This is a genomic window from Intrasporangium mesophilum, assembly GCF_054783095.1.
This window is the reverse complement of sequence record NZ_BAAGRF010000012.1, coordinates 55,095-72,570: the sequence shown is the minus strand read 5'-3', so window position 1 is coordinate 72,570 and position 17,476 is coordinate 55,095. Positions and strand designations below refer to the sequence as shown.

Here is a 17,476-nt window from a genome sequence, read left to right as displayed (position 1 = left end):
TGTTGCCGGATCGGGAGGCCGGAGGCTCAGGCGTGCGAGACCCAGCCGTCGACGCCCAGTCCTGCCCCCTGCGGCATACGGATCTCGTTGGCGGAGTAAGCGATTCCGCCGTCCACCGGGGATGACACCGACCACCACGCGGCGTCGAGGTCGCTGATCTGTGTCGTCGGCTCGGCCGCGACGAGGGCGGCAGCCGCGCCCAGCCCGACGTGCGTCTCCATCATCGAGCCCACGATCGTCCCCAGCCCGGCGTCGTGGGCTCGGCGCAGCAGGTCCCGGCCGGTAGTCAAGGACCCGCACTTTGCCAGCTTGACGTTGACGAGGTCGGCCGCACCGAGGCGGATGATCCGCTCCAGGTCGAACCGGCCGTAGCACGACTCGTCGGCCATGATCGGCAGCCCCACCCGCTCGCGCACCCACGCCAGTCCCTCGACGTCATCGGCGACGACGGGCTGCTCGACGAGCTCGACGCCGAGGTCGGCCACCTCGAGCGCCCGGATGACCCGGACCGCCTCCTCGCGCGTCCACCCCTGGTTCGCGTCCAGGCGGATCCCGACGTCCGGCCCGACCGCGTCCCGCACGGATGCCACGCGCTGCACGTCGGTCGCGGCGTCCGTGCCGACCTTCATCTTGAGGGTCTGGAAACCATCGGCAACCCGGTCGCGGGCCGTGTCGGCAAGTGCCGACGCCTCCCCCGCCGACAGCGTCACGTCCGTCGTCAGCACCCCGGGTATGCCGTCCGGAGAGCCGCGCAGCAGGGCGGCCACCGAGATGCCCTCGGCCTGGGCGACGAGGTCGTGCAGGGCAGCGTCGACGGCGGCCTTGGCGCCGAAGTTGCGGGCGACCGCCTTCTGGACGGCCCCGGCGACGCGGGCGAGGTCCTCGCGGTCGTCGAGTGGGTGGCCCACGACGAGCGGGGCCAGCATCGTCTCGATGCACGCCGTCGCCCCCGCGAGCGACTCCCCCGTCACCTGCCACACCTGTGGGGCCTCGCCCCAGCCGGTCCGCCCATCACTGTCCGTCACCGTGACGACGACGGTGTCGGTGGTCTCGGTGCGCCGCAGGGCCGTGACGAACGGCGTGTGCAGCCGCACCGACGACGCGGTCGCGACGACCCGCTCGACGTGCGTCATGCCCGGGTCGCCGAGGACGAGGCGTCCGCGGCGTGGTCGGCCGCCCAGACGTCACGGGCGATCGAGGCCACGAACGCCGCGCCCTCGGTCTCGGAAAGGTCCACGGTCGTGCAGACAGCCAGGACGAACGGCGCCTCACCCACAGGGCGCACGAGAGCGACGTCGTGCGACACCCCGGGGATCCAGCCGGACTTGCTCGCCGTCGGCGTGCCCTCGGGAAGCCCGGCCGGGATCTGGTCCACATGCAGCTGGCGCGAGAGGATCTGCTCGACCGGATCGAGGACCGCGGAGCCCCCGAGGGCCTGGTCCCGCCGCCCCACGGCGGCCATCACCAGGCCGAGGTCAGCTGCCGTCACGGTGTTCGTGATGCCGGCCTCGCGCGCCGTGGCATCCTCGATCCCCCGCGCGACGACCATGGTCGGCGAGCACCCGACGATCCGCAGCACCTCGGCCACCTCGTCGAGGCCGACGATCTCGATGAGCAGGTTGGTGGCGAGGTTGCTGGAGTGGGTGATGGCGTGCTCGGCGAGCTCGAGCAGCGTGCGGCTCGACCCGATCGCCGCCCACGTCTCCGGATCCTGGTCGTCAGAGTCGTCGATGCGGAACCTCGACCCGTCCAGGACCGAGGTGAAGTCGTTGTGGACGGGATATGCGGTGTCGAGGTCCAGCTCCCCACGCACCACTCTCCGGTAGACGGCGATGACGAGCGGCAGCTTCATGGTCGACGCCGCGTAGTGCGGAGCCTGCCCGGCGTGGACGAACCGAGCCGCCCCGTCGAGGTCACCGAGCCAGACCGAGACCGAGGCGCCGGGCGGCGTGAGCGAGCGGAGCCGGGCGTCGAGCGACGCGAAGGCAGGGGGAACGGACGCGGCGAGGGGCGATGACACCCTCGAACGGTAGACGATCAGGCAGCGGAGGCCGACACCACGTCGCCCGAAGGCACGGGCAGCGCAACGGTCTTCGCCAGGCCCTCGCTCTCGGCCATCCGGCTCGAGACGTCGATGAGCACCTGTGACAGCGGGAGCTCGAGCGCCCCGCAGATCGAGGCGAGCAGCTCGGAGGACGCCTCCTTCTCGCCCCGCTCGACCTCACTGAGATAGCCGAGGGAGACGGAGGCAGTGGCCGAGACCTCGCGAAGGGTGCGGCCCTGCGCGCGCCGACGCTCGCGGAGGACGTCACCGAGCTCGCGTCGCAACAGTGTCGTCATGCCGCCCCTCCTTCAGTCGCTGGTCTCTCGTCTGGCGTCAGGCCCGCCGCGCTGGGGACCCGATAGGCCTACCGTACCCCGAGGGTCCGCCAGCGGCGCAGCGGTTCCACCCAGGGTGTCGGTCTGCTCGAGTGCGAGACCCAGCACGGCAGCCACGGTGGCCGCGCGGATCTGGGCTCTGGTTCCGTTCAACTCCAGGGCACGCGTCACTGTTCCCGAAGGCCCCGCGACGGCGATGTGGACGGTGCCTGCGGGCTTGCCCTCGGAGGGACCTGGACCCGCGACGCCCGTGGTGGAGATGCCCCACGTGGCCCCCAGCCGGGTCCGGCATCCCTCGGCCATGGCGACGGCGACGGCGGGGTCGACGGTCCCGACCTGCGCGAGGATCTCGGCAGGCACGCCGAGCAGGTCGGCCTTGACCTCGGCGGCATAGGCCACCACGCCCCCTCGCAGGACCAGCGACGCCCCGGGCGTGTCGGCGATGGTCGCCGCGACGAGCCCGGCGGTCAGGGACTCGGCGCAGGCGATGGTCTGGCCGGCGGCGGTGAGCCGAGAGACCAGGCGGTCACCGTCGGTGCCTCGCGCCGACAAGGTCAGTCCCGCCGGGCGCTGGGCTCGGTGCCCTGAGAGTCCGTGTTCTGCGACTCGTCCTGGGCCGCCTCTGCCACACCGACGGAGTGCTCGGACGCCGCGGCGGAGTGCTCGGACAGCTCGACGGGGTGCTCGGTGGTGGCGGTGCGGGCTTCTCGGCGCGCCTCGCGGTGCGCGGCCCGCTCTGCCGCCCGCGCCGCGCGACGCTCGCGGGTGCGATCGCTCGTCTCGCGGAGGCGCGCGGCCTTGAAGACGTAGTCGACGCCGCTGACCACCGTCATGACGAGCGCCGCGCCGAGGATGACGTATGCCGCATACGTCCACGCCTGCCCGAAGGGCAGCACCCAGAGCGGGAACGTCAGCGCGCCGAGCGAGAGCGTCTGGAGCATCGTCTTGAGCTTGCCGCCGCGTCCCGCAGGCATCACGCCGTGCCGGATGATGACGAACCGCAGCACCGTGATCCCCACCTCGCGCACGAGGATGACGACGGTGACCCACCACCAGACCACGCCCAGCACGGACAGACCGATGAAGGCCGTGCCGGTGAGCGCCTTGTCCGCGATCGGGTCGGCGACCTTGCCGAAGTTCGTGATCTCACCACGTCGGCGCGCCAGCTTGCCGTCGACCCCGTCCGTGACCGCAGCGAGGGCGAAGACCACCCAGGCCCAGAACCGCCACCACGGATCCGTGCCGCCGTCGAGGAAGAGCAGGACGCCGTAGACGGGGACGAGCAGGAAGCGCAGCACCGTCAGGGCGTTGGGCAGGTTCCAGTCGGTGGGTCGAGGTGCCGGTCCCTCCCCACGGTGGAACGTGGTCGGAGGGGTCATCGCGCCTCCGCCACCAGGTCGATCCCCTCGGTGGCGACCACGACAGCCGCCACCAGGTCCCCGATCCGGAGCGCACCGCCGCCGTCGCCCGCCAGCACGGTCGTCACGCCGTCCACGTCCGGCCCCTGGAAGGCGGCACGCCCCACGGCTTGGCCGTCCTCGTCGATCTCCTCGACAAGCACCTCGACGAGCTCGCCGATACGGTCCTCCGCGCGCTGGGCGGTGAGCTCCTCGACGAGCCGGGTGAACCGGTCGACACGGTCGGCGATGACCTCGGGTGCGAGCTTGCCGGCATACCTCTCGGCCTCGGTGCCGTCCTCGTCGGAGTACCCGAACACGCCCACGACGTCGAGCCGCGCCTCGGACAGGAACGCCTCGAGCTCGTCGAGGTCGGCCTGGGTCTCGCCCGGGAAGCCGACGATGACGTTGCACCGGATGCCCGCCTCCGGCGCGTCCGTGCGGACGCGGTCGAGCAGGTCGAGGAAGGCCTCACGCGAGCCGAACCGGCGCATCGACCGGAGCAGTGGCTCCGAGGCGTGCTGGAAGGAGATGTCGTAGTAGGGCACGACCCCGGGCGTGTCGGCCATGGCGCGCAGCAGCCCGGGCCGGATCTCGGCCGGCTGGAGGTACGACACGCGGACCCGCTCGATGCCCTCGACAGCGGTGAGCTCGGGAAGGAGCTTCTCGAGAAGGCCGAGGTCACCGAGGTCCTTGCCGTAGGAGGTGGAGTTCTCGGAGACGAGGAAGAGCTCTTTGACACCGTCGGCGGCAAGCCACCTCGCCTCCGCGACGATGTCGGCCGGGCGCCGCGAGACGAAGGCGCCGCGGAACATCGGGATGGCGCAGAACGCGCACCGACGGTCACAGCCCGAGGCGATCTTCAGCGGCGCCCATGGACGGCCGTCGAGCCTGGCCCGCACGACCCGCGGCCCGCTCGCGGGCACGGGCACCTCGGCATCGTCGACCTCGACGGCGACGCCGGCCCCGTGGCCTGGCAGCGCCACGGAGGCCGCCCCCGCCTGCCGGTCCACCGGGGACAGCGGCAGCAGAGTCCTGCGGTCGGACGGCGTGTGGCTTGCGACGTGCCCACCGGCCAGGAGGGTCTGGAGGTGCCGGCTCAGGTCGCGGTACGAGTCGAACCCGAGCACCGCGTCGGCCTCCGGGAGCTGCTCGGCGAGCTGCTCGCCGTAGCGCTCCGCGAGGCACCCCACGGCCACGACCTTCTGGGTCCGTCCGTCGGCCTTGAGGTCCGAAGCCTCCAGCAGCGCGTCGATGGAGTCCTTCTTGGCCTGCTCGACGAACCCGCAGGTGTTGACGACCGCGACATCTGCATCCCCGGCGTCGTCGACGAGGCGCCAGCCTTCGGCGAGCAGCCGCCCGGCGAGCTCCTCCGAGTCGACCTCGTTGCGCGTGCACCCGAGGGTGACGAGGGCAACGCTCCTCTCGGTGGTCGCGGGGGGCGGGGTCATGCGTCCACTCTAGATGGCGGGGTGTTCAATGGCCGACATGCTCGGAACCGACCCCCGCAGCCACCCCGACCCGCTGGCCGAGGCGCGCGAGCTGCTCTCCGCGAGCCCGCTCATCGACGGACACAACGACCTCCCTTGGGCCGCCCGTGAGCAGGTTCGCTACGACTTCGAGGCTCTGGACCTGACGCGGAAGGTCGCCACGACGCAGACCGACCTGCCACGCCTGGCCGAGGGCGGCGTCGGCGGACAGTTCTGGTCGGTCTTCGTGCCGAGCACCCTGCAGGGTGACTCCGCCGTCATCGCCACGCTCGAGCAGATCGACGGCGTGCACCGGATGATCGGGACGTATGCCGACCGGCTCGCGCTCGCACGCACGGCCGACGAGGTCGAGCGCGCCAACGCGTCCGGCCGGATCGCCTCGCTGCTCGGTGCAGAGGGCGGCCACTCCATCGGCAGCTCGCTCGCGACACTGCGCCTGCTGCATGTGCTCGGCGTGCGGTACATGACCCTGACCCACAACGACAACACCCCGTGGGCCGACTCGGCGACCGACGTTCCGGCGGTCGGCGGGCTGACGGAGTTCGGCCGCGAGGTCGTCCGCGAGATGAACCGCCTCGGCATGATGGTCGACCTCAGCCACGTGGCCGCGACGACGATGCGGCATGCCCTCGAGGCCACGGATGCGCCGGTCGTGTTCAGCCACTCGTCCGCGCTGGCTCTGTGTGACACCCCGCGGAACGTGCCTGACGACGTGCTCGAAGCGCTGCCCGCCAACGGCGGGATCTGCATGGTCACCTTCGTGCCGGAGTTCGTCTCCCCGGCCACGGCCGGGTGGCGGGTGGAGGCGGCGGCCGCCGCGGCCCAGGTCGGCGTCGACGCCAAGGACTGGGAGGCGTTCGGGGTCTTCACCGCCTCGTGGAGCGCCGACCACCCGAAGCCGGACGCGTCGATCGACCAGGTCGTCGCTCACCTCGAGCATGTCCGCGACACGGCGGGCATCGACCATGTCGGCATCGGCGGCGACTACGACGGCACCGACACCTTCCCGGTCGGGCTCGACGACGTCAGCGGCTACCCGCGCCTCGTCGCAGCGCTGCTCGACCGAGGCTGGTCGAGCGGCGACGTGCACAAGCTCGTCCGCGGGAACACCCTTCGAGTGATGCGCGACGTCGAGTCGGTCGCCCGCGAGCTGCAGACCACCCGCGCGCCGAGCCTCAAGACCTTGAGCGAGCTCGACGGCTGACGCCAGCGGCCGGCCGGGCAGCGGCATACGGCGACGTCTCGGGACGACGGCGCGGAGCTGACCTCTCGCCCTCCCCGCCCTACTGGCGGAAGCGGGCGATGGTGAGCCCGACCAGGCGGGCCACCACGAGCGCGACGTAGAGCATGCCGGAGATCATCTCGAGCATGACGAACGACCGCGCATGCGGCGTGACGGCGCTGATGTCGGACAGGCCGGTCGAGGTCATCGTCGTGATCGACAGGTAGAGCAGCTCGTACCAGCTCCGAAAGCCCGGCAGGGCCTCGCCGTAGATCGTGAACGAGTTCGGCCAGATGAACTGGATGGCGAAGTAGAGGTACGCGAACGCCCATGCCACGACGGTGAACGTGGCACCGGTCGCGAAGAGCTCGTCCTTGGTCACCCAGTTGTCCGCGAACATGTACCGGAGCAGCGCGTAGCCCGTGTAGAAGTAGAAGACGCCGTGCAGCATGGACGACCAGAACGCCACCGCGTCGCTGTCGGGCCAGACCGCCTCCGCCACCGTCAGCAGGACGACCGGGATGCCGATGCCCGCGGCGATCCAGGTCAGCGCCGGAGTCGCTCGCACGGCGCGGACAGCGAGGAAGAGCACGACGAGACCGACCAGGCCGAAGAGGCTCTTGCCGAAGTACCGCCACTCCCCCAGCGTCGCGTTCTCCATCGACGGGTAGACCACGATCGCCGCGAGCTGGACGACGAGCAGCACGGCACAGGGCAGCTCCTTGAAGCTGCGGCGGAGGCGGTACCACCGCGTCGGCGGGCCGCCTCGGCGGGACGTTGACGGCCACAGCTCCAGCGACGCGCTCACCTGGTCGAGCCTAGTGGCCACTCCGTCAAGAACGCGTCAACGACGGCGCCTCTCGGGCGAGACCGCTGGCTGACCTGCGAGGATCGACCCATGGGTCGTGGTTCGCTGCGCATCTACCTGGGTGCCGCGCCCGGGGTCGGCAAGACCGTCGCGATGCTGGATGAGGCCCATCGGCGTCGCGAGCGGGGCACGGATGTGGTCGTGGGCATCGTCGAGACGCACGGGCGGGTCCACACGGCGCAGCTGCTGCAGGGTCTGGAGGTCCTGCCGCGCCTGGAGCTGGAGTACCGCGGGTCGCGGCTGAGCGAGCTGGACACCGCCGCGGTGATCGCCCGGGGGCCGCAGGTGGTGCTGATCGACGAGCTCGCGCACACCAATGTGCCCGGCTCGGTCCACGAGAAGCGGTGGCAGGACGTCCAGGACATCCTGGAGGCCGGGATCGAGGTGCTCTCGACCGTGAACATCCAGCACCTGGAGTCGCTGAACGACGTGGTGGAGGCGATCACCGGGATCCGGCAGCAGGAGACCGTGCCGGATGAGGTGGTGCGCCGGGCGGAGCAGGTCGAGCTGGTCGACATGACACCGGAGGCTTTGCGGCGCCGGCTGGCGCACGGCAACGTGTACGGGCCCGAGAAGGTCAGTGCCGCGCTGGCCAACTACTTCCGGGTGGGGAACCTGGCGGCCCTGCGCGAGATCGCGCTGCTGTGGCTGGCGGACCGGGTCGATGAGGCCCTGGAGCGGTACCGGGCGGCGCAGGGCATCCACGAGCCGTGGCCGGCCCGCGAGCGGGTCGTGGTCGCGGTGACCGGCGGGCCGGAGAGCGAGACGCTGCTGCGGCGCGGGGCCCGGATCGCGAGCCGGGCCGCGGGCGGTGACCTGATCGCCTGCCATGTGCGGTCGGCCGAGGGTCTGGTCAGCGCCGATCCGGCTACCCTGGCCCGGCTGCGTCGGGTCGCCCGCGATGTCGGTGCGGAGTTCCACGACGTGTCCGGGCACGACACGGCTGCCGCGATCCTGGACTATGCCCGTGGCGTGAACGCGACGCAGATCGTGGTGGGCGTGAGCCGGCGCAGCCGCTGGCAGCAGCTGCTGCGGCCCAGCATCGCCTCCGAGGTCGCCGACGGCTCCGGAGACATCGACGTGCACCTCGTGTCCCACGAGGACTCCAAGGTCGGCCGCCGGGCCCGTCGGGCGCGCGGGCTGCCCTGGCAGCGGGTGCTGGCCGGGTTCCTGCTCGCTGTGGTCGCGATGGTGCCCCTGACCGCTGTGCTCGTCAGCACCCAGGATGGACACACCCTGTCCCTCGACCTGCTCCTCTACCTCGCGCTGACGGTCGCCTGTGCGCTCGTCGGAGGCATCTGGCCGGCGCTGTTCTGCGCGGTCGCAGGGTCACTCGTCGTCAACTGGTTCTTCACCGAGCCGACCGGCACCCTGACCATCAGCCAGGCGCCGAACGCCGTGGCCCTTGCCGTGTTCGTCCTCGTGGCCATGGCGGTGTCCTGGATCGTCAACCTCGCAGCTCGCCGGACCGAGCAGGCCGTGGCCGCGCAGCGAGAGTCCCAGGCGCTGGCAGCCCTGAGCCGCGACCTCCTGGCCGAGCCACGCCCCCTGCCGGCGCTGCTCGACCGAGCGCGCGACGCGCTGGGCATGCGTCGGGCGGTGCTCACCGAGACCACCGATGGCGGAGGCTCGGTCGTGGTCGCCTCCACCGACCCGGAGCTCGTGATCGGCGCGCCGCTGCCGACCGGGCAGGCGTGGACGCTCGACTCGACGGTGGACGAGGGCGTGCACCTGCTGCTCGACGGCCCACCGGTCTCTGCCGGTGACCAGCGAGTGGTCAATGCGTATGCCGCCCACGCCGCCATCCTGCACGGGCGCGAGCAGCTGGTCCGCGCCGCCCAGCAGGCCGCGGGCCTCGCTCGCGACAACGCAGCCCGGACCACGCTGCTGGCCGCCGTGTCGCACGACCTGCGCACCCCGCTCGCGGCCATCAAGGCCGGAGTCTCGACCCTGCGGCAGGATGCCGTCGAGCTCGCGCCCGACGACGAGGCCGAGCTGCTGGAGTCGATCGAGGAGTCGGCGGACCGGCTCGACGCCCTGATCGGCAACCTGCTCGACCTGTCCCGCCTCGAGACCGGGATGGTCCGCGCCCACGCTCACTCGATCGACCTGCTCGACGCCGTGGTGGGCACGATCCGCACCACCTCGGACCCGGCCCGCGTCGACGTCGACATCGACGCCGACCTGCCGCTGGTGACTGCGGACCTGGGCCTGCTCGACCGTGTCCTCGCGAACGTCGTCGAGAACGCGCTGCACCACAGCGGCGACGAGATCCGGGTCACGGCCGGCCCGATCGGGCACACGGTCCAGCTGCGGGTCATCGACCGGGGGCCGGGCGTCGGCGACGAGGACAAGGACCGCATCTTCGCAGCGTTCCAGCGCGTCGGTGACGCGCCGCGCGGAGACGGCCTGGGCCTGGGTCTCGCGGTCGCACGTGGCCTGACCACGGTGATGGGGGGCACGCTCGTCGCCGAGGACACGCCGGGCGGCGGGCTGACCATGGTCATCGAGCTCCCGACCGCGGACGAGCCGCCTGCCGAGGGCCCGGAGCCGCCGCGGCCCACGAATGCTCCGTCCAGGCAGGCGCGGTCGGCCGATGTCTCCTCGACCGGTGATGCCGGCCCCACTGAACCAGCAGCCGAGGCTGCCCGTCTCCAGGAGGACGCATGACGCGAGTGCTCGTCGTCGACGACGACGCCCGGCTCCAGCGGACGCTGACCATCGCCCTGCGCGCCCACGGCAACGAGGTGGTGACCGCGAGCGACGGTCGCACCGCGGTGCAGTCGGTCAACGAGGACGCCCCGGACGTGGTCATCCTCGACCTCGGGCTCCCGGACCTCGACGGCACGGACGTGCTGCGCCGTGTGCGCGCGGTGTCGGCCGTGCCGGTCATCGTCCTTTCCGCGCGTCACGAGTCCGACGACAAGATCGAGGCTCTCGACCTGGGCGCCGACGACTATGTCACCAAGCCGTTCGGCGTCGAGGAGCTGCTCGCTCGCGTGCGGGCCGCGGTGCGCCGCGGCGGTGACGTCGGCCGTCAGCTCGGCTCGGTGTCGACGGACCGGTTCACCCTCGACTTCGCCGAGCGCCGGGCGACCGTGGAGGGAGTGGAGGTACGGCTCACCCCGACCGAGTGGAGGATGCTCGAGACGCTCTGCCGCGAGCCGGGACACCTCGTGTCGCAGCAGGAGCTGCTCCGGTCCGTGTGGGGGCCGTCGTACGGTCGGGAGTCCAACTACCTTCGCGTCTACGCCAACCAGCTGCGCCGCAAGCTCGAGCCGGACCCCGCGCACCCGCAGCACCTTGTCACCGAGCCCGGCCTCGGCTACCGGTTCAACCTCTGAGACTCGTGGGTGGCCGTGGATGACACCGGAGCCGATCCGTGTTGTCGCCTCCATGAGTGAAGACACGACCCAGAACTCCACGAACCCGACGACCAGCCCTACGGGCACCGAGCTCGCCCTCCCCGAGAGCCACCTCGACCTGCTGGAGCGTCCGCTCTTCGCGCATCTGGCCACCGTGCGTCCCGACGGCGCCCCGCAGAGCAGCGTCATGTGGTTCGTGTGGGACGGCGCGCGCCTGCGCATCACCCACACGAAGAGCCGGCAGAAGTTCGCCAACCTCGCCCAGGACCCGCGCCTGTCGCTCTCGATCGCCGACCCCGACGACGGCTACCGGACGATCGAGGTGCGCGGAGTCGTGGAGAGCGTCGAGGACGACGACGAGACCGCGTCGTTCTACAAGACCCTCCAGCACCGCTACGGCATGGACTACGAGATCCACGACGCACCCGTGCGGGTCGTCATGACCATCCGGCCCACCAAGGTGATCGCCACCGAGGGCGGCGGGATCGTCGCCACGGCCGGCAGGTAGGCCCTACCAGCGCTCGCGGCCGCCCCGGTCGGTGAGGTTCCAGGCGTCCTCCGACTCCTCGTCGTCCTCATCGACCCGGGGGGTCAGGTCCCCCGGGGTCCAGGTCGAGGTGCCCGGAGACGTGGCCGAGGTGGGCACCGCCTCGGTCGCGTCATGGTCCCGGCGCTCGCCGCGTTCGGCCACCAGCGACGCCGTGCGCCGCTGAGCGGTGCCCTCGCCTGGATCGTCGCGGGGGTCCGGCTCGTCCGCTTCGTCCGGGCTGCCGTATGCCGCCGGGCCCCCCGGTGCCACGGCATCGCCCACGTCGTGTGCGGCATACCCGGTGGCTCCGTCGTCCGAGGCGTCTGCCAGGTCGTTGGTGCCGTCCAATCCGCTGTCGCCGGTGTCGTCGGCTGTGTCGTTGGGATGCGGCACGTCCTCGCCGCGCAGCAGCGCCAGCGTCTGCGACAGGTCGTCCGGGCGAACGAGCACGTCGCGGGCCTTGCTCCCCTCGCTCGGGCCGACGATGCCCCGCGACTCGAGCAGGTCCATGAGTCGCCCGGCCTTGGCGAAGCCGACGCGCAGCTTGCGCTGCAGCATCGACGTCGAGCCGAACTGCGTCGTGACGACGAGCTCGGTCGCCTGCAGGAGCACGTCGAGGTCGTCGCCGATGTCGTCGTCGATCTGCTTCTTGGGCGTAGCGACCGTGACGTTCTCGACATAGCTGGGCTTGAGCTGGGTCGTGACGAACTTGACGACCTCGTGGATCTCGGACTCGTTGACCCACGCTCCCTGCACACGCATCGGCTTGCTCGCCCCCATCGGGAGGAAGAGCGCGTCACCCTGGCCGATGAGCTTCTCCGCGCCGGGCTGGTCGAGCACCACGCGCGAGTCGGCGAGCGACGACGTGGCGAACGCCATGCGCGACGGGACGTTGGCCTTGATGAGACCCGTCACGACGTCGACCGACGGACGCTGCGTCGCGAGGACGAGGTGGATGCCCGCTGCCCGGGCGAGCTGGGTGATCCGGACGACCGACTCCTCGACATCGCGCGGGGCGACCATCATGAGGTCGGCGAGCTCGTCGACCACGACGAGCAGGTAGGGGTACGTCGTGATCTGTCGCTCGGACCCCGGCAGCGGCTTGACCTTGCCCGCCCGCACCGCCTTGTTGAAGTCGTCGACGTGCTTGAAGCCGAAAGCCGCCAGGTCGTCGTAGCGCTGGTCCATCTCTCGCACGACCCACTGAAGAGCCTCGGCGGCCTTCTTCGGGCTGGTGATGATCGGGGTGATCAGGTGCGGGATGCCTTCGTATGCCGTCAGCTCCACGCGCTTCGGGTCGACGAGGACCAGCCTCACCTCCTCCGGCGTCGAGCGCATGAGGACCGAGGTGATCATCGAGTTGACGAAGCTCGACTTGCCCGAACCGGTCGCGCCGGCGACGAGCAGATGCGGCATCTTCGCGAGGTTCGCGATGACGTAGGCACCCTCGACGTCCTTGCCGACACCCATGACCATCGGATGCGAGTTCGACCTCGCGGTGTGGCTCCGCAGCACGTCGCCGAGGGCGACGTTCTCGCGGTCGGCGTTCGGGATCTCGATGCCGATGGCCGACTTGCCCGGGATCGGGCTGAGGATGCGAACGTCGGCCGACGCGACGGCATACGCGATGTTCTTGGACAGCGCGGTGACGCGCTCGACCTTCGTGCCCGCGCCGAGCTCGACCTCGTAGCGGGTGACCGTCGGCCCGCGGGTGAACCCCGTGACGGCCGCGTCGATGTCGAACTGCTCGAAGACGTCGGTCAGGGACTCGAGCACGCGGTCGTTGGCCTCGCTGCGGGTCTTGTGCGGCGAGCCGTGGCTGAGCATCTCGCTGTCCGGAAGGCGGTAGGTGATGTCGCCGCCGAGGGAGAGCTGCTCGGCGCGGGCCGGCAGCTCCGAGGTCGGAGGTGGCACCAGCTCGGCCTTCGGGCCGACCTTCCCGGTCTCTGGCGCGCCGTGTGTGTGCGGGTCGCTCGCGTCGACGCCCACCCCGCTGGGGCGCGGGGCCAGGACGCCGGGGGCGGTCGGCCGCTTCTCGCCCGGGCGCAGGCGCGTGGTGGCCTCGGCGTCGGCGTCGAGCTGGGCCGCCTGGCGGAACGCCTCGTCACCCTCGCGCTGCGCGAGGTCGGTCCCCTTGCGCCGGGCGCGTTTGAGCGACTCGGCGGGCGCGTCGGTGGCCTCCGACCCACTCTCCGCGTCGCCGCGGTGGATGACCACGTCCCGGAGCTGTCGAAGCCGGGTCGGGATCAGGTTGACCGGAGTCGCGGTGATGACGAGGAGCCCAAAGAGGCCGAGCAGGCACAGCAGGGTGACCGCGCCGTACACGGACACAGCCGCAGCAAGCGGGCTCGAGGCCAGGAAGCCGATGATGCCGCCCGCGGCGCGCATCCCGTTGGCACCGTCGGGCGGGTTGGGGATGCCGTCGGCGATGTGCGACAGGCCGCACGCGGCGAACGTCAGAGCGATGGTCCCGACGACGATGCGGTTGGTCGTCGCCTCGTCCTGCGGCGCGCGCAGCATGCGCAGCCCGAGTGCGAGCAGGACCAGGGGCACGGCATACGCCACCCGGCCGAAAGTGCCGGCGAAGACTGCATGCACGGCCTGACCGACGACGCCCGAGACGTTCCACCACTCGCGCGCGGCGACGAGGATGGCGAGCGCGATGAACGCGAAGCCGAGGCCGTCGCGACGGTGCTCCGGCTCGAGCTCGGCTGCACTGTGTCCCACCCGACGCACGGCCCCACCAGCGAGGTGCGAGACACCCATCCACGTGTTGCGGACCGCGTTGAACGGGAACGGCAGTCCGCCGTCCTTCGCCTTGCCAGCGGGCTTGCGGGCGGCCGGCTTGCGCTGGGCGGGGCGCGACGACCGAGCAGCGGGCGGGCGCGAGGACGCGCCGCTGCCCGACCCCTTCGCGCGGGTCGCGGCGCCCGAGCTCTGTCGCTGGCTGCTGGACGGACGTGTCGCCATGGTTGCACGGTACGCCAGCGCCCCTCTGAACTCACGCGTCACACGCGCAACACGGGCGGAACGGACCATGTGGCCCGAGCAGACGGTCAGGAATCGAGAAGCCATGCTCCGGGCGTGCGGCTAGCGTGATCCAGTCAGGACATCCGCCCGCGCGCCGGCACCGACGTAGCGTTGGGTCCGCAGCAGCACGGCCCTGCGCCGAGCGCGTCTGGGCCGGTGGACGGATGACTGTTCGCGCCCGACCGGGGCCCGCCGACGAGAGGGAGACACGATGAGCACCGCCACGAGGACCGGCACCTCGGCGACACGGAAGAAGGCGAGCGCGGCCGCGGACGGCGCGAAGGCGGCCGACGGCTCGCCGGCTGAGGGCGCAGCGCGGTCGGGGACGGCGCACGTCGCCGACAGCCATGACCTGATCCGCGTCCACGGCGCACGCGAGAACAACCTCAAGGACATCAGCATCGAGATCCCCAAGCGGCGCTTGACGGCGTTCACGGGCGTATCCGGGTCCGGGAAGAGCTCGCTCGTGTTCGACACGATCGCCGCTGAGTCCCAGCGGATGATCAACGAGACCTACAGCGCTTTCGTCCAGGGGTTCATGCCGACCCTGTCCCGGCCCGACGTCGACGTGCTCGACGGGCTGACGACGGCGATCATCGTGGACCAGGAACGGATGGGGTCCAACCCTCGCTCCACCGTCGGAACCGTCACCGACGCGAACGCCATGCTCCGGATCCTGTTCAGCCGTCTCGGAAAGCCCCACATCGGGTCGCCGCAGGCCTACTCGTTCAACGTCGCCTCGATCTCCGGGGCCGGAGCGGTCACCATCGAGCGGGGCGGCTCGACGACGAAGGAGCGGCGCAGCTTCAGCATCACCGGCGGCATGTGTCCCCGCTGCGAGGGCATGGGCAACGTGACGGACTTCGACCTGACCGCGCTCTACGACGAGTCCAGGTCGCTCAACGAGGGCGCCCTGACGATCCCGGGCTACAGCATGGACGGCTGGTACGGCCGCATCTTCCGCGGCAGCGGCTTCTTCGACCCGGACAAGCCGATCCGCAAGTACACCAAGAGGGAGCTGCACGACCTGCTCTACAAGGAGCCGACCAAGATCAAGGTCGAGGGGATCAACCTCACCTACGAGGGGCTCGTCCCGAAGATCCAGAAGTCGATGCTGTCCAAGGACGTCGACTCGCTCCAGCCGCACATCCGCGCCTTCGTCGAGCGGGCGGTGACCTTCACGACCTGTCCCGAGTGCGAGGGAACCCGCCTGAGCAAGGCGGCCCGGTCCTCGAAGATCGCGGGCATCAGCATCGCCGACGCGTGCGCCATGCAGATCAGCGACCTCGCCGACTGGGTGCGCGCACTGCAGGAGCCGTCAGTGGCCCCGCTGCTGACCGCGCTTCGTGACGCCCTCGAGTCGTTCGTCGAGATGGGTCTGGGCTACCTCAGCCTCGATCGTTCGTCGGGCACGCTGTCCGGCGGAGAAGCCCAGCGCACCAAGATGATCCGGCACCTGGGGTCCTCGCTCACCGACGTCACGTATGTCTTCGACGAGCCGACGATCGGCCTGCACCCCCATGACATCCAGCGCATGAACGGCCTGCTGCTGCAGCTGCGCGACAAGGGCAACACGGTGCTCGTGGTGGAGCACAAGCCCGAGGCCATCGCCATCGCCGACCACGTCGTCGACCTCGGGCCCGGCGCGGGCACGGCCGGCGGCGAGGTGGTCTTCGAGGGGACCGTCGACGGGCTTCGCGGGAGCGACACGATCACCGGGCGACACCTCGACGACCGCGCCAGGCTCAAGCCGTCCGTCCGGACCTCGTCCGGAGCCCTCGAGGTGCGCGGCGCGAGCACGCACAACCTGCGGGACGTCGACGTCGACCTTCCGCTCGGCGTGCTTGTCGTCATCACCGGCGTGGCGGGCTCCGGCAAGAGCTCGCTGGTGCGCGGCTCGGTTGCGGGCCGCGACGGCGTGGTGGTCGTCGACCAGGGAGCGATCCGCGGATCTCGCCGCAGCAATCCCGCCACGTACACCGGGCTGCTCGAGCCGATCCGGAAGGCCTTCGCCAAGGCCAACGGGGTCAAGCCGGCGCTGTTCAGCGCCAACTCCGAGGGCGCGTGCCCGACGTGCAACGGCGCCGGGGTGATCTACACCGACCTGGCGATGATGGCCGGAGTCGCCGTCGTGTGCGAGGAGTGCGGAGGCAAGCGGTTCCAGGCCCAGGTGCTCGAGTACACCTTCGGCGGCAAGGACATCAGCGAGGTCCTGGCCATGCCCGTCGCCGAGGCCGTCGAGTTCTTCGCCGACAGCGAGGCCAAGATCCCTCCGGCGCACCAGATCCTGCGCCGGTTGGACGACGTCGGGCTGGGTTACCTCAGCCTCGGCCAGCCCCTCACCACGCTGTCCGGCGGCGAGCGTCAGCGGCTCAAGCTGGCGACGCAGATGGCCGAGAAGGGCGACGTCTACGTGCTCGACGAGCCGACGAGCGGTCTGCACCTGGCCGACGTCGAGCAGCTGCTCGGGCTCCTCGACCGGCTGGTCGACTCCGGCAAGTCCGTCATCGTCATCGAGCACCACCAGGCCGTCATGGCGCATGCCGACTGGGTCATCGACCTCGGCCCGGGCGCTGGCCACGACGGCGGCCGGGTCGTCTTCGAGGGTTCTCCCGCCGAGCTCGTGGCGTCGCAGGGCACGCTCACGGGCGAGCACCTCGCGGCATACGTCGGGGGGTGACCTCACCCCGGCGGGAGGCCACGCGACCGTGGAGCGCGACGTCCTTCCCACCCCCGCCTCTCGTCGAGTGAGCGCCCAGTCCCACCAGCCACACGACCACACACACGCCCCGACCTCAACGCAGGTCGAGTGAGCGCTCAGTCCCAGCAGCCCCGTCGAACCGAGTGGCCAGAGTGGCCAGAGGGACGAGCTGCTCACTGGACGTGAGGGTGGAGTCCGCCGGCCAGACGCGCGACGGACAGGGCGACAGGAGGGCGGGACAGGAGGGCGCGACAGGAGCGCTCGACAGGAGAGCACGACGCGGGGCGGCACGGTGTCTCAGATGGCGACACCTCCGGACCGACGGGTGGACAGGCCTCCGGCGGGCCCCCTATCGTCGTGCCAGGTCAAGAGTGTCAGCGACAAGCCCCGGCTCGCTGGCCAGCAACCCTCCTCCGCGGTGGGGTGCTCCGGGTGACGACCTGGCCGTTCCTCGTGGTGTTCGTGACATGCGAGGGCCGGCAAGCGCGGGCCTGC

At 71.1% G+C, this 17,476-nt stretch carries 13 protein-coding genes and 1 riboswitch; of the genes, 5 read left to right on the top strand and 8 right to left on the bottom strand.

The window, feature by feature from the left end; all coding sequences use genetic code 11:
- Positions 1 to 26 precede the first annotated feature (26 nt).
- Genes ACYVLP_RS11050 through rimO form a run of 6 tightly spaced genes read right to left on the bottom strand, consistent with a single transcriptional unit; the run spans position 27 to position 5,227 of the window.
- Positions 27 to 1,133, bottom strand: a complete 1,107-nt coding sequence (locus ACYVLP_RS11050) for a mandelate racemase/muconate lactonizing enzyme family protein (RefSeq protein ID WP_460627395.1) — start codon at positions 1,131 to 1,133, stop codon at positions 27 to 29.
- Positions 1,130 to 2,020, bottom strand: coding sequence for a serine hydrolase (locus ACYVLP_RS11045; RefSeq protein WP_460627394.1), 891 nt, complete (start codon positions 2,018 to 2,020; stop codon positions 1,130 to 1,132). Before ACYVLP_RS11045 ends, ACYVLP_RS11050 begins: the two co-directional genes overlap by 4 nt.
- 17 nt (positions 2,021 to 2,037) lie before the next feature.
- Positions 2,038 to 2,340: a helix-turn-helix domain-containing protein gene (locus ACYVLP_RS11040; protein ID WP_460627393.1), complete on the bottom strand. Its 303-nt coding sequence runs from the start codon at positions 2,338 to 2,340 to the stop codon at positions 2,038 to 2,040.
- A 12-nt stretch (positions 2,341 to 2,352) separates the two neighbouring features.
- Positions 2,353 to 2,931 (bottom strand): CinA family protein, encoded by a 579-nt coding sequence (locus ACYVLP_RS11035; RefSeq protein WP_460627392.1) that lies wholly within the window; start codon positions 2,929 to 2,931, stop codon positions 2,353 to 2,355.
- A gap of 2 nt (positions 2,932 to 2,933) precedes the next feature.
- The gene (gene pgsA, locus ACYVLP_RS11030) at positions 2,934 to 3,758 is read right to left on the bottom strand and encodes a CDP-diacylglycerol--glycerol-3-phosphate 3-phosphatidyltransferase (protein ID WP_460627391.1); all 825 of its coding nucleotides are present in this window, start codon (positions 3,756 to 3,758) and stop codon (positions 2,934 to 2,936) included.
- Complete coding sequence (gene rimO / locus ACYVLP_RS11025) at positions 3,755 to 5,227, bottom strand: 30S ribosomal protein S12 methylthiotransferase RimO (protein WP_460627390.1); 1,473 nt, start codon at positions 5,225 to 5,227, stop codon at positions 3,755 to 3,757. Before rimO ends, pgsA begins: the two co-directional genes overlap by 4 nt.
- 37 nt (positions 5,228 to 5,264) lie before the next feature.
- On the opposite strand from rimO, the gene ACYVLP_RS11020 reads away from it, so the two are divergent.
- The gene (locus tag ACYVLP_RS11020; RefSeq protein ID WP_460627389.1) at positions 5,265 to 6,470 is read left to right on the top strand and encodes a dipeptidase; all 1,206 of its coding nucleotides are present in this window, start codon (positions 5,265 to 5,267) and stop codon (positions 6,468 to 6,470) included.
- Between the two features lie 79 nt (positions 6,471 to 6,549).
- Here the strand turns inward: ACYVLP_RS11020 and ACYVLP_RS11015 are convergent, their stop codons facing one another.
- Positions 6,550 to 7,296, bottom strand: a complete 747-nt coding sequence (locus ACYVLP_RS11015) for an ion channel (RefSeq protein WP_460627388.1) — start codon at positions 7,294 to 7,296, stop codon at positions 6,550 to 6,552.
- Positions 7,297 to 7,386: 90 nt separating this feature from the next.
- Between ACYVLP_RS11015 and ACYVLP_RS11010 the strand changes: the two genes are divergently transcribed.
- The 3 genes from ACYVLP_RS11010 to ACYVLP_RS11000 are packed head-to-tail and all read left to right on the top strand — an operon-like array spanning position 7,387 to position 11,229.
- A complete protein-coding gene (locus ACYVLP_RS11010; protein ID WP_460627387.1) occupies positions 7,387 to 10,026 on the top strand; it encodes a DUF4118 domain-containing protein in 2,640 nt (879 codons plus the stop codon).
- Positions 10,023 to 10,700 (top strand): response regulator, encoded by a 678-nt coding sequence (locus ACYVLP_RS11005; protein ID WP_460627386.1) that lies wholly within the window; start codon positions 10,023 to 10,025, stop codon positions 10,698 to 10,700. Before ACYVLP_RS11010 ends, ACYVLP_RS11005 begins: the two co-directional genes overlap by 4 nt.
- 52 nt (positions 10,701 to 10,752) lie before the next feature.
- Entirely contained in the window at positions 10,753 to 11,229 is a 477-nt protein-coding gene (locus ACYVLP_RS11000; RefSeq protein WP_460627385.1) for a PPOX class F420-dependent oxidoreductase, read from the top strand.
- Positions 11,230 to 11,232: 3 nt separating this feature from the next.
- Here the strand turns inward: ACYVLP_RS11000 and ACYVLP_RS10995 are convergent, their stop codons facing one another.
- The gene (locus ACYVLP_RS10995; protein ID WP_460627384.1) at positions 11,233 to 14,220 is read right to left on the bottom strand and encodes an FtsK/SpoIIIE family DNA translocase; all 2,988 of its coding nucleotides are present in this window, start codon (positions 14,218 to 14,220) and stop codon (positions 11,233 to 11,235) included.
- A 271-nt stretch (positions 14,221 to 14,491) separates the two neighbouring features.
- On the opposite strand from ACYVLP_RS10995, the gene ACYVLP_RS10990 reads away from it, so the two are divergent.
- Positions 14,492 to 16,960 (top strand): ATP-binding cassette domain-containing protein, encoded by a 2,469-nt coding sequence (locus tag ACYVLP_RS10990; RefSeq protein WP_460627383.1) that lies wholly within the window; start codon positions 14,492 to 14,494, stop codon positions 16,958 to 16,960.
- Positions 16,961 to 17,344: 384 nt separating this feature from the next.
- Positions 17,345 to 17,473: riboswitch (SAM riboswitch) on the top strand.
- Positions 17,474 to 17,476 lie beyond the last annotated feature (3 nt).